Raw genomic sequence first — 12,434 nt, 5'->3', positions numbered from 1 at the left:
CACCCAACCAACAAACCGGGTTGGGCGAACCAAGAAACAATGAACACAGTGCCGCAACCACTATACAAACCACGATCAACCCACACCCCACACAAGCAGGGTGGGGAAACGTGTTGAACACCCAGTCTTGTGGTGGTCATAGCACCGGGGAAACGCCCAGCAACATTCCGAACCTGGAAGCTAAGCCCGGCAGCGCCAATGGTACTGCAACCGCCAGGTTGTGGGAGAGTAGGACACCGCCACAACACACCTTAGAAGCGGCCAGAAACCCCAGGGTTTCTGGCCGCTTCGTCGTACACGCCCCCGAGGGACGATAACAGGGACACAAACACCCCTACGCACAACACAGGAATGATCACCGAGCGGCAACCACCACCAGCCGCAACACCGACCCGTCGCTGAGCATACGACCCCACGCAGGCATAAAGGCGCGCGGATAGTTCATCAACCTATCCGGATCCCGCTACCAATCCGAACGGCGGCCCGTAGGGGGCGTGAGTAGCGGCGACGCCAGCGGTCCTTTCGTTCGGGAGGTAGCGTGAGCCGGGCGTAAGACAACGCCTGGCATTGCATCTGGATAGGAACGGGGCATGCGGATAGGAACGGGGCATGCGGATAGGAACGGGGCATGCGGATAGGAACGGCGCATCCGGATAGGTTATTAACCTATCCGGATGTTCATAACCTATCCGGATGTTCATAACCTATCCGGATGTTCGTAGGCTATCCGGATGTGTGTCGGCGCCTTGTACTAGTAGTGTCCCGCCTCGTGCTCCCAGGCCTGGTCAGCTGACTGTTTGCGCCTGCTGCTGGGAGTCTCCCGCATGGTGCTCCCGTGTCTGATCGGCTGACTTAGCTCTCGTCACCTTACCCGTGCGGTGCGTTGACGTTGCGCCGCAATGGTATAGCCCGGTAAGGGTACAGCGCCGTGCTGCTACAAAGGCTCAGCACCGCGCCGACGTAGTAGATCGTCCTTATTGGGAAGGTTGTGAGGGTCCGTTATGTTTCATGGGACTTGTGTCCTAAACGATAGCTATTGTTCTTGAGTCGAACTTTGCAGTGATCTAGACTAGTTGATGTTTCAATAATATTCGGAAAGGAAACGAGATGGCTTCCGTTGCTATCGTTCTTGGCTCCGTGCGTCCCGGCCGCGCCGGTGAGCAGGTCGTTCGTTGGATTGAGGAGCAGGCGCGTCAGGCCGACGGCGTCTCCACCGTCTTCTTGGATCTGCGTGACTACCAGCTGCCGCTTTTCGCGGAGGAGATGCCCCCGTCGATGCAGGCCCCCGTGCTGCCCGAGGCTGTTCGTCTGCGCACGAACATCGCGGCGAACGACGCCGTTCTTTTCGTGACCCCTGAGTACAACCATTCGGTGTCCGCGGTTCTCAAGAACGCTATCGACTACCTGCCCCCGGCCACGCTGAAGGAGAAGGCTGTTGGACTCGTCGGTTACTCGTGGTACGGCGCTGTCAAGCCCCTCGAGCATCTGCGCGAGATCCTGTCGACCTTTGGCGCTGACGTTCGCGACCAGCAGGTTGGCATCAACCTCGGTTCTGACTTCCAGGACGGCGTTTTCCGGCCCTCCGACGATCTGAACGCTCAGATCCGCGAGCTCCTCGTATCGCTCGCCTGAGAAGGTTCGCTGAACGGCTTCTCACGGCTTGTCACGGTGACGGCCTGCTGGCGTCGCGCTCTGGCGTGAGTGGTTGAATGCGCAGCCGAGATGGGGGCGTTCAGGATGAAAGGGTGGGGCCCGGCTACCAAGCCGGGCCCCACCCTTTTTCTTGACGGCGTCACTGGCGCGTCACTAGATCCACGAGGGGAGCCACATGTGTGCGCGCCAGAAGCTGTAGTCCATGATGTCCGCGCGCCAGAGGGGCATAAAGTATGCCGCGCACGCGAGGATCGTGATTGTTAGGAGCGCCGCGAGCACCCAGCCGGTTAGCTCGGTGCGGCGGGGGAGTGGGGCAGCGAGGGGCTGGCCGTCGGCGGTGACCCACCCCGCCAGTACGGCGATGAGCCAGGCGACGGCGAGTGCCACGAAAGGCGCGAAGGCTACGGTGTAGAACGTGAAGATCGTGCGGTGTGCGTAGGCGAGCCAGGGAACGTACAGGGCGATGTAGCCCAGCGTGATAACGCCGGTGCGCCAGTTGCGGTAACGGACCGTTGCCCAGAGGACGATGATGAGCGCGCCGATCCCGATCCACCACAGGAGCGGATTGCCGAGCGCAACGACGTCGGTCGCGCACTTCTCCGATGCGCATCCCGTGACTTCCGGTCCGTTCGCCCAGTGGAAGGAGGTCGCACGGTACTGCGCGAGCCACGTGTAGGGGTTGGACTGGTAGGTGTGCGGGGTGCTCAGCCCGTTATGGAATGTCCACATTTCCTTGTGGTAGAGCCACAGGTCTGCGAGCGAGCCCGCAAAGCCGGGGATTCCTGATCGACCATGCCCGTGCGCGGCGGGGTGAGCAAACCACCCGAACCACGAGGCGATGTATGTCAGGATCGCTGTGGGGACCATGAGGATGAATGCCCACCAGATATCGGCGAGGAGGGCACCGCGGATGGGGGAGGGGTGACCGGCGCGCCAGCGGCAGGTGACTTCCCGGAGTGCGACGAATAGGCCGAGGAAGGCGAGGGCGTAGATGCCCGACCACTTCACGGAGGAGGCGAGGCCTGCCAGGACTCCTGTGGCGAGCAGCCATGGGCGGTTGCCCGCATTCGGGCCGATCGCGAAGGGGCGTCGGTCCTGGCGGGTGAGGTAGGCGCGCAGGCTTGGCCACCCCTGCCTCGGCGCGCCCAGGCCGTCCCATTCGCGTAGCTTGGCCAATAGTCGCGGCCGGGACGTCTCCTGGTCCTTGACGACGCACAGGAACGCGGCCAGGGCGAACATCGTGAGGAAGCCGTCGAGGATGGATGTGCGGCTCATGACGATCGCCATGCCGTCGGTCGCCAGGAAGAGGCCGGCCAGAAGAGTGAGCGCCGGTGAGTGGAAGAGGTTCTGGGCGAGTCGGCATAGCAGGAAGACGGTGATGATGCCGCAGATGGCCGCAGCGATGCGCCAACCGACGGGGTCTGACTGGCCGAAAATCTTCATGCCCAGCGCGATCAGCCACTTCCCTGTGGGCGGGTGCACCGGGTAGCCACCCACCGTGGATAGGCCGGAGACGTCGCCGGTGGCGAATGCCGCGTCGACGTCCTTGGCCCACGTGCCCTCGTACCCGAGCGTGAGAAGGGACCAGGCGTCCTTCACGTAGTAGGTCTCGTCGAAGATGAGCGTTCGGACATTATCGAGGCCGGGGAGCCTAATGGCGGCCGCGAGGATCGTCGCGATCGCGGTGGCGACCCATCCGGCCGCCGGGGTGGTCAGGCGATCCGACCATCGCGGATGGTATGGGGGAAGGGGGCTGCCGGAAGTGGGCGTGGTCGTCGAGTCGGCGTCAGGGGCCTCTGGGTGCTGTTTCTCAACTGAGGCACCGTCCGTCGTTCCCTGCTCGAGGGGCTGCGCAGCCTCGTCGATCATGTCGTTGTGTGCGTTCGCTGTATCCATCGCATCCGAGTCTAGCGGCCTCCTCGCGGCACAAAAACTGCGGTGCACATTCGCTCTCGCGCCCGGGGAGGATGTGCGGCGAAAGCCTCTTGAGAATTGTTCTCGCTTGTGGCTATAATTTCGTGTACCCGAAAATTACGCAGGAGCAATAATGTTTTCTTCGACGACGCGCGGCGTAGCAGCCGCCGCTGGGCTGGCCCTGGTGACCGCCTCGCTGGCTGCGTGCGCGCCCTCCTCCTCGGCCCACGGCCTTAGCGTGGTCGCCACGACCACCCAGATCTGCGACTACGTCACTCAGATCGCGGCGCGGTCCGCCGATATTTCCCTCGACAAGACCGACGCCGCCGGAAAGAGCAGCCACGTCGGCGCGCAGAAGGACGGCGCTGCCCTCACCATGAGCCTGACCTGCCTGCTCGCCCCCAACGCTTCCGCGCACGAGCATGAGATGACCCCGGCGCAGACATCGGCGCTTGCGCAGGCCGACGTCATGGCGGTCTCGGGCGTGGACCTCGAGCACTTCCTCGACGACGCTGTCGTCTCCTCCGGCTTCAAGGGACGCATGGTCGTCACCTCTGGCGTCCTGACGGCCGCAGACGTGGACAACCCGGGTACTCCCGATCCCGAGGGTGCCTACACGATTGATCGCGGAAGTGAGCGCGTGGACGTCGCCCCGTGGCCGTTCCCGCCGGAGGAAGCGGGCGAGGAACCCGAATTCCGCTTCGACCCGCACGTGTGGACCTCGCCGAAGGGCGCCCGCGTCCAGGTCGCTAACCTCGGCGCGGGCCTCGCCGCTGCGGCGCCCGACGCTGCGTCCTCGATCAACGCGGCCACGGCCTCGTACCTGGAGGACATCGACGCCCTCGATCAGTGGACCGCCGAGGCCATCAAGACCGTGCCGGAAGGACAGCGCGTCCTCTTCACCTCCCACGACGCCTTCGGCTACTTCTCGCGGGACTACGGGATCCGCTTCATCGGCGCCGCCCTGTCCGACTTCAACGAGCAGCAGGACGCCACCGCCGACCACATCGCCAAGGCCGTCGCGGCCGTCAAGGAATCCGGCGCGGTCGCGCTTTTCGCCGAAAACTCCAACAACTCCAAGTCCATCGAGGCGATCGCCCGCGCGGCCGGCGTCACCCCGATCGTGGGCGAGGATGCGATGTACGGCGACTCGCTGGGACCCGATGGATCCGAGGGAGCCACCTACGTCGGCTCGATCATCCACAACGTGCGCGCCGTGACACAGGCGTGGGGCGGCACCGTCCCGGACCTGCCCGAGCGCCTGAAGGACCAGTGATGGGCAGGCTCGTCTCCTTTCAAGATGCCGTGCTGGGGTACGCGCATACCCCAGCGCTGACCGGCCTGACCCTCGACGTGTTCGGGGGCCAGGCCCTCGCCCTTGTCGGCCCCAACGGCGGCGGCAAGACCACCCTCATGCGTGGCATCGTCGGCGGCTGCCAGGTCCTCTCCGGGACCGTCGACGTGGACGTGGCCCGCATCGGCCTCGTGCCGCAGAGCGCCGACCTGGACCTCACCTTTCCCGTGAGCGCGGCCGAGGTCGTCACCATGGGGCTCATCGCCGAGGCCGGGTGGGGAAAGCGCATCAACGCCGACATGCGCGCGCGGGTGAGCTCCGCCCTCGAGCGCGTCAACCTGAGTGACCGGGCCTCCCACCGTTTCGGGACGCTCAGCGGCGGGCAGCGCCAGCGCGTCCTCGTCGCGCGCGCCCTCGTTGCGCGCCCCGAGCTGGTCATGATGGACGAACCCTTCAACGGCCTGGACGCTCCCAGCCGCGACATCATCACGGGCCTCATCGCCAAGCTGACCGCGGACGGTGTCGGCGTCATCGTGTCCACGCACGACCTCTCCCTCGCGCGCGACGTGTGCTCCCAGGCCTGCGTGCTCGCCTCCCGCCTCGTCGCCCTGGGCCCCACCGACGAGGTCCTGGTGCCCAAGGTCTTGGCGCGCGCCTACGGGGCGAGCGCCGACGAGGCGATTGCGGCCCTGTCATGATCTCCCCCTACCTGCTGCGCCCAATCATCGTCCTGGGCCTGCTCGCGCTCGCGGCGGGACCGGCCTCGACGCTGGTCAACCTGCGTCGCGCCGAGTTCAGCGCCGAAACGATGGTCCACGGCGTCTTTCCCGGCATTGTCGTCGGCATGGCGGTTGGCGGGCGTGAAGCGATTATCCCGGGCGGCGCAGTGTGCGCGGCTCTCATCGCGGCGGCACTGACGGTGGCTTCTCGCAAACAGCGCCACTCTGAGGCGACGACCGCGGTCCTGCTCACTGCCTTTTTCTCCCTCGGCATCGTCATCTCCCTGCGCATCGGGGACATGTCCGGGCAGCTCGAATCCCTCATGTTCGGCCGTCTCCTGGATATCACCCCGTCGCGCATGGCAACGAGCGCCCTCGTCCTCGTAGTCGCGGCCGCCCTCCTTGCGCTCACCTGGCGCGCGCAGGTCGCGGTGGCCTTCGACCGTGAGGCCGCGCGGGTCAGCGGCGTCCCGGTCACCTGGATCGACATCGCGTTCAACGCGGCGCTCGGCGCGATCGTCGTCGCCGCGTCGACGGCCGTCGGGGTCCTCCTCGTCGTCGGATACCTCATCGTGCCCGGAGCCTTCGGTCGACTGCTCGCCGCGGGCCCGCGCTCAATGGTGCTACTGGCCGGCGCCTGCGCGCTCGTCGGCGGATGGGGCGGCTTCGGCGTCTCACTCCTGCGCGCTCCCCGCCCGCTCTCCCCGCAGGCGTGCGTCGCCATGGGGGTCCTCGTCTGCTTCGTCGCCGCACTGGCGCTGCGTGAAATCCGAGCCCGCCGTGCGCACTCCATGGTCCCCGCGCGTGAAACGGCGCGTGAAACGATCGCGGCCGGGGGAGGGGATGCCTCGTGATCGCCAGCCTCCTCCTGTACCCCGCACTGCACGTGACGATCATCGGGGCTCTGGGTGGCCTCGTCGGCGCCTTCGCCTACCTGGACCGACGCATCTTCTTCGCCGAATCCGTCACGCACGGAACCTTCCCGGGCGCGGTCCTCGGCGTCGTCATCGCCGCCGCCTTCGGTTTCGGGCACTCCGGAATGTCGGCGGCTCTCTACGTCGGCGCGTTCCTTGGCACGATCCCGCTCGTGGCCCTCATGCGCTGGCTCGCCACGATCCCCGGCATCTCGAGCCAAGGCGCGGCCGGCATCGTTCTGACCGCGGGTTTTGCTTCCGGTTACTTCTTGGCGACCTGGTTCAAGCCACTGCCCCTCGCGGTGAATTCCTTCCTGACGGGATCCGTCATGACGGTTTCGCCCGCCGACGTCGCTTGGGCGGGTGGAGTGCTCGTGGTCGCTCTGCTTGTCGTGACGTTGGGTGGGCGCCAGCTGATCGCCCACTGCTTCGACCCCGCCAACCCAGCCGCCGCCTCGCGCGCCGGGCGTCACGAGCTCGTCATCCTCGGCCTCATCCTCGCTTCGGTCACCGTGGCGATCCCAGCGGTCGGCACGATCCTGTCGATCGCGCTCATCGCCGCGCCAGCCGCCGCGCTCGCGCCCCTCGTGCGCAGCTCGCGCGCCTTCCTCATCGGCTGCCCGCTGCTGGGCGCGCTCCTGGGGATCTCCGGCCTCGCGATCGCCGTCCCCGCGCGCCTGAGCGCGGGCGGAACCATCGCGCTCCTGTGCGCCGCGTGCGTCCTCGCCTCGCGGATTCCCCAATGGGTGGCCGGATCGAACGGGGCGCGCCGTGCGCGCGCGGACAAGCAGTGAGACGATACGGGCATGGAAGCCGCGACCGACTCGACCCGACCCGCGACGAGTGCCCAGGCCTCGTCCCCGAATCCGCGCGACGAGCGCGGAAGCGACCCCTACCGTCAGCCGGGAGGGTCGATCCTGCTGGCCGCGACCCCCATCGGTGACGTGCGCGACGCGTCGCCCCGAGTCGTCGAAGCCTTGCAGGGCGCAGACATCATCGCCGCGGAAGACACGCGCCGCGCGCTCGCCCTGGCCTCGCGCCTGGGTATCAAGCTGGGCGGTCGCCTCGTCGCCCTGCACGACCACAACGAGGCCGACAAGGCCTCGGGCATCGTCGAGGCCGCCAGGGGAGGGGCGCGCGTCGTCTTCGTGTCCGACGCGGGTATGCCCACCGTCTCCGATCCGGGCTTCCGCCTGGCGCGCGCCGCCATCGACGCGGGCGTCCCCCTCTCCGTCCTGCCCGGCCCCTCCGCGCCGCTCGTCGCCCTGGCCCTGTCCGGCCTGCCCTCCGACCGCTTCGCCTTCGAGGGGTTCCTGCCGCGCAAGGACGGGGATGCCACGCGCTACCTGGAAGGCCTGGCCACCGACCCGCACACGCTCATCTTCTTCGAGTCACCCCGTCGCGCGGCCGCCACGCTGACACGCATGGCCGAGGTGTTTGGCGCCGACCGCGCCGCCGCGCTGTGCCGTGAACTCACGAAGGACTACGAGGAGGTGCGCCGTGGAACGCTCGGGGAGCTCGCGGCGGGTGCCGAGGACGTGCTCGGCGAGGTGACGATCGTCGTCGCCGGATATGCGCGAAGCGCGCGCGCCGAAGACCACGTCGGCGCCGTCCTCGCGCTCGCGGCGGAGGGGATGCGCCTCAAGGTCGCCGCAGCCGAGGTGGCCGCGGCGACGGGCGCGCGCAAGAACGACCTCTACAAGGCCGCCCTCGCCGCGAAGTGACGAGGCCAGGACGGCAACGAGGCCTGGGCGGCGTCAGGGAATTTGCTCAGACGAGCAAGACGCCCTCCGTCGTCATCCACTCGCGAGCCACCGCGCCCAGTTCCTCGGTCACGGGGGCGGTCAGCTCGCGCAGGACACGCGTCGGGAATCCCGCGTGGACAGCGTCCACGGCCGTGCACGCGACGCAGTGCGACTCGGCCAGGCCCACGACGTCCACGTCCGTGATGCCGGCGTCGCGCAGCGCCTCCTCCAGCGTCTTCCCATCCTCGGTGGTTCCCTCGAAGCCCGAGTAGGCGGCCTTGTACTGGCCCTTCTTGACCGTCACGTCCGCGTTCACGTTCGCGAGCGCCGGGTGGAGCTCGGCCTCGTCCGTGCCTGCCACGCCGTGCGGGGGCCACGTATCCACGAAATCTGGGTTCTCCGAGAAGTGCTCGCCCGGATCGATGTGCCAATCCTGCGTGGTGACGATCAGCTGGTACTCGTCGCGGTGCGCGTCCACGTAGGCGGCCACGGCCTCGGCGACGGCGTTACCGCCCGTCACCGGGAGGGCACCGCCTTCGCAGAACGTGGGCTGAACGTCGACAATGATGAGAGCGCGGGGCATGGGACCTCCCAGAAAATTCAGTAATTTCCTCAAGAATATCACCCCGGTCACACTCGCCCAAGGGCTGTTTCAAATCCTCGCAATGCGGCCGGTTCCCCGTTTGCGAGCGCTACGCAGTATTGTTAGGGGCTATGAGTCGTATTCTGTCCGCCGTCGCATGGCCCTACGCCAACGGCCCCCGTCATATTGGCCACGTTGCGGGATTCGGTGTCCCCTCCGACGTTTTCTCCCGGTACATGCGAATGGCCGGCCACGACGTTCTCATGGTCTCCGGCACCGACGAACACGGCACCCCCATCCTGGTGGCCGCCGACGGCGCAGGCATGAGCGCTCGCGAACTCGCCGACCGCAACAACCGCCTCATCGTCGAGGACCTCGTGGCGCTCGGCCTGTCCTACGACCTCTTCACCCGCACGACCGCCGGTAACCACTACCGCGTCGTCCAGGACATGTTCGCCACCGTGCGCGACAACGGCTACATGATCGAGCAGGTCACGCGCGCCGCCATCTCCCCGTCCACCGGCCGCACCCTGCCCGACCGCTACATCGAGGGCACCTGCCCGATCTGTGGCGCCGAGGGCGCGCGTGGCGACCAGTGCGACAACTGCGGCAACCAGATGGACCCGACCGAGCTCATCAACCCGCACTCGCGCATCAACGGTGAGACCCCCAAGTTCGTGGAGTCCGTCCACTACTTCCTCGACCTGCCCGCCCTCGCCGAGGCCTTGTCCGCCTGGCTCGACGAGCGCGAAAAGTCCGGCACCTGGCGTCCCAACGTCATCAAGTTCTCCCAGAACTTCCTCGAGGACATCCGCCCCCGCGCGATGACGCGCGACATCGACTGGGGTATCCCGGTCCCCGGCTGGGAGGACCAGCCCACCAAGCGCCTCTACGTGTGGTTCGACGCCGTCATCGGCTACCTGAGCGCCTCCATCGAGTGGGCGCGCCGCACCGGCGACCCCGAGGCCTGGCGCAAGTGGTGGAACGACCCCGAGGCCCTGTCCTACTACTTCATGGGCAAGGACAACATCGTCTTCCATTCCCAGATCTGGCCCGCCGAGCTGCTCGGCTACAACGGCCAGGGCTCGAAGGGTGGAGCTCCCGGCGACCTGGGCGTCCTCAACCTGCCCACCGAGGTCGTGTCCTCCGAGTTCCTCACCATGGAGGGCAAGAAGTTCTCCTCCTCGCACGGCATCGTCATCTACGTGCGCGACTTCCTCTCGCGCTACCAGGCCGACGCCCTGCGCTACTTCATCAGCGCGGCCGGCCCCGAGACCTCGGATTCCGACTTCACCTGGGCCGAGTTCGTGCGCCGCACCAACGGCGAGCTCGTCGCCGGCTGGGGCAACCTGGTCAACCGCACGGCCTCCATGATCGCCAAGAAGTTCGGCGAGATCCCCACCCCGGGTGAGCTCGAGGACATCGACCGCGCGCTCCTGGACGCCGTCGAGGCCGGTTTTGCCACCGTCGGCAACCTCATCCGCCACCACCGTCAGAAGGCGGCACTGTCCGAGGCCATGCGCCTGGTGGGCGAGGCCAACAAGTACGTGACCGACACCGAGCCCTTCAAGCTCAAGGCCCCCGAGCAGCGTGAGCGCCTCGCGACGGTCCTGTGGACCCTCGCCCAGGCGGTGACGGACCTCAACCTCATGCTCTCCCCGTTCCTGCCCCACGCTGCCAACGACATCGACCGCGTCATGGGCGGCGAGGGCGAGATCGCGCCCATGCCTCGCATCGAAGAGGTCGCCGAGCTCGACCCGCAGGTCCTGCCCGCCGACTTCGAGGGGCGCGACGGCTACCCGATCATCACGGGCGACTACACGAACGTGCCCACCTGGGAGCGTCACGCGATCACGCCCGGCACCCCGATCGCCAAGCCCACGCCGGTGTTCGTCAAGCTGGATGAATCCATCGTCGAGGAGGAGCTTGCCCGCTACGCGGACGCTCACCCCGACGACGTGACGGGCGCCTGATCTGGTTTTTCCGTGATATGTCGCCACTCTTGATGAGTGTGACGGACGTGTGAGCGCGCGCGGGTGGGACGGATGCGTCCCGCCCGCGCGCTCGTCTGTCCCGGGGTGTTACCGTGAGGTCATGGCCGAAGATTTTCTCGCGTCCGCCCTCGCTGCCGAGGCCTCGTCGCGCGCCCAGCAAGATCCCGACTACCCGCTCTTTCACGTCGCGCCCCCGGTGGGCCGCCTGAACGACCCGAATGGCCTCATCGAGATCGGCGGGACGTATCACGCGTTCTTCCAGTACACGCCCGAGCACCCTCGCAAGCTCGTCTACTGGGGCCACGCCACGTCGCGTGACCTGACTCATTGGGACTACCATGCCCCCGCGATCCTGCCCGACACCCACCAGGACGCCAACGGTGCCTACTCGGGTACGGCGATCGAGGTCGGTGACCACGTCGAGCTGTGGTACACCGGCAACTACAAGGATCCCGAGACGGGGGAGCGCGAGGCCACCCAGTGCGTCGTGACGACGACGGACATGGTTCACTTCGATAAGCGCGTGCCCCCGATCATCGGCCACCAGCCGGAGGGGTATACCGCCCACTTCCGCGACCCGCAGGTCTGGCGCGATGCGGATGGCTCGTATCGGATGCTGCTGGGCGTCCAGCGCGAGAACCTCACCGGCGCGGCCCTGCTCTACCGCTCGACTGACCTGCGCGCGTGGGAGTGCGAGGGGGAGATGACTTTTCCCGACGCCGGCGGCACCTTCGACGCGTTCGGCTACATGTGGGAGTGCCCGAACCTCGTGCGCCTGACGGACGAGGAGACCGGCCAAGCTCACGATGTGTTGATTTTCTGCCCGCAGGGCATCTCGCCTGATCGCGAGGGCTTCGAGAACATCTTCTCGTGCGTCGCCGTCGTCGGCGAGCTCGTCGGGACCGAGCTGCGTGGTGCCGACGGCTCCTTCGAGGAGCTTGACCGCGGCACCGAGTTCTATGCTCCCCAGATCATGGCGCGATCCGCCTCCACGCCGCCGGACGCGCCGACCCTCCTCTTTGGCTGGGCGGGTAACGCCAGCGAGGACGACCAGCCCTCCATCGCGACCGGCGGCTGGGTGCACTGCTTCACCGCGCCGCGCGCCCTGACCCTGCGCGGGGGCCGCGTCATCGCCCGCCCGTACCTGCCGGGCCTGCCCCTCGCGCCCGCCACGCTCGAGGGAACCCCCGGGGACGAGGCCGGGGCTCGGATCGCGGAACTCGCCGGCTCGCGCTCGTGGCGCCTCGCCTTCGACGCCTCCTACGACGGGCCCCTGTCCGTCCAGATCGGTTCCGGCTCCGGCCTGTCGATCACTCTGGAAGACGGACGCCTGAGCGTCGACCTGACGGACACGCGCTACCCCCACGGCGGCCGCCGCATCGTCACCCTGGAGCCGGGGGAGGCCGGCCGCGTCGAGATCCTCCATGATCGGTCGATCACCGAGATCTACCTGGGCGACGGCTCGCGCGTCTTCACGACCCGCAGCTTCCTGAACGGCGACGGCTCCGGCGTGACGCTCGTGGGCGCCGCCTCCGTGACGAACGTGAGCGCCGCGCGCGCCGACTGAGCGACCCGCGTACGAGGCCGTGGCTGCTCACAGTGGCCACGGCCTCGTCGT

General features: G+C 67.3%; 10 protein-coding genes and 1 rRNA gene. 9 read left to right on the top strand and 2 right to left on the bottom strand.

The window, feature by feature from the left end; translation table 11 throughout:
* Window positions 1-128: 128 nt before the first annotated feature.
* Together rrf and O3656_RS03095 are read left to right on the top strand one after the other, a co-directional pair.
* A 5S ribosomal RNA gene (gene rrf, locus O3656_RS03100) occupies window positions 129-245 on the top strand.
* Window positions 246-1,107: 862 nt separating this feature from the next.
* A complete protein-coding gene (locus O3656_RS03095; protein ID WP_500062588.1) occupies window positions 1,108-1,632 on the top strand; it encodes an NADPH-dependent FMN reductase in 525 nt (174 codons plus the stop codon).
* Window positions 1,633-1,806: 174 nt separating this feature from the next.
* On the opposite strand, the gene O3656_RS03090 is transcribed toward O3656_RS03095, so the two are convergent.
* Window positions 1,807-3,549: a dolichyl-phosphate-mannose--protein mannosyltransferase gene (locus O3656_RS03090; protein ID WP_500062587.1), complete on the bottom strand. Its 1,743-nt coding sequence runs from the start codon at window positions 3,547-3,549 to the stop codon at window positions 1,807-1,809.
* Between the two features lie 151 nt (window positions 3,550-3,700).
* On the opposite strand from O3656_RS03090, the gene O3656_RS03085 reads away from it, so the two are divergent.
* From O3656_RS03085 to rsmI, 5 genes are read left to right on the top strand one after another with little or no spacing between them, the layout of a single operon-like run.
* Complete coding sequence (locus O3656_RS03085) at window positions 3,701-4,843, top strand: metal ABC transporter substrate-binding protein (protein WP_500062586.1); 1,143 nt, start codon at window positions 3,701-3,703, stop codon at window positions 4,841-4,843.
* Window positions 4,843-5,559: a metal ABC transporter ATP-binding protein gene (locus O3656_RS03080; protein WP_500062585.1), complete on the top strand. Its 717-nt coding sequence runs from the start codon at window positions 4,843-4,845 to the stop codon at window positions 5,557-5,559. The genes O3656_RS03085 and O3656_RS03080 overlap by 1 nt, the downstream gene beginning before the upstream one ends.
* Window positions 5,556-6,434 carry a metal ABC transporter permease gene (locus tag O3656_RS03075; RefSeq protein ID WP_500062584.1) on the top strand — a complete coding sequence of 293 codons (879 nt, stop codon included), beginning with the start codon at window positions 5,556-5,558 and terminating at the stop codon, window positions 6,432-6,434. Before O3656_RS03080 ends, O3656_RS03075 begins: the two co-directional genes overlap by 4 nt.
* Window positions 6,431-7,288, top strand: coding sequence for a metal ABC transporter permease (locus O3656_RS03070; protein WP_500062583.1), 858 nt, complete (start codon window positions 6,431-6,433; stop codon window positions 7,286-7,288). Before O3656_RS03075 ends, O3656_RS03070 begins: the two co-directional genes overlap by 4 nt.
* 12 nt (window positions 7,289-7,300) lie before the next feature.
* Window positions 7,301-8,218 carry a 16S rRNA (cytidine(1402)-2'-O)-methyltransferase gene (gene rsmI, locus O3656_RS03065; RefSeq protein ID WP_500062582.1) on the top strand — a complete coding sequence of 306 codons (918 nt, stop codon included), beginning with the start codon at window positions 7,301-7,303 and terminating at the stop codon, window positions 8,216-8,218.
* 46 nt (window positions 8,219-8,264) lie between these two features.
* Here the strand turns inward: rsmI and O3656_RS03060 are convergent, their stop codons facing one another.
* Window positions 8,265-8,822, bottom strand: a complete 558-nt coding sequence (locus O3656_RS03060; protein WP_500062581.1) for an isochorismatase family protein — start codon at window positions 8,820-8,822, stop codon at window positions 8,265-8,267.
* A gap of 131 nt (window positions 8,823-8,953) precedes the next feature.
* On the opposite strand from O3656_RS03060, the gene metG reads away from it, so the two are divergent.
* Complete coding sequence (gene metG / locus O3656_RS03055) at window positions 8,954-10,795, top strand: methionine--tRNA ligase (protein WP_500062580.1); 1,842 nt, start codon at window positions 8,954-8,956, stop codon at window positions 10,793-10,795.
* Between the two features lie 121 nt (window positions 10,796-10,916).
* Window positions 10,917-12,383, top strand: coding sequence for a glycoside hydrolase family 32 protein (locus tag O3656_RS03050; RefSeq protein ID WP_500062579.1), 1,467 nt, complete (start codon window positions 10,917-10,919; stop codon window positions 12,381-12,383).
* Window positions 12,384-12,434 lie beyond the last annotated feature (51 nt).

The sequence above is a fragment of the Pauljensenia sp. 27098_8_83 genome (genome assembly GCF_041432695.1).
Taxonomy (GTDB): domain Bacteria; phylum Actinomycetota; class Actinomycetes; order Actinomycetales; family Actinomycetaceae; genus Pauljensenia.
The sequence above is the reverse complement of the archived record's forward strand: the minus strand, read 5'-3'. Positions and strand labels throughout refer to the sequence as shown.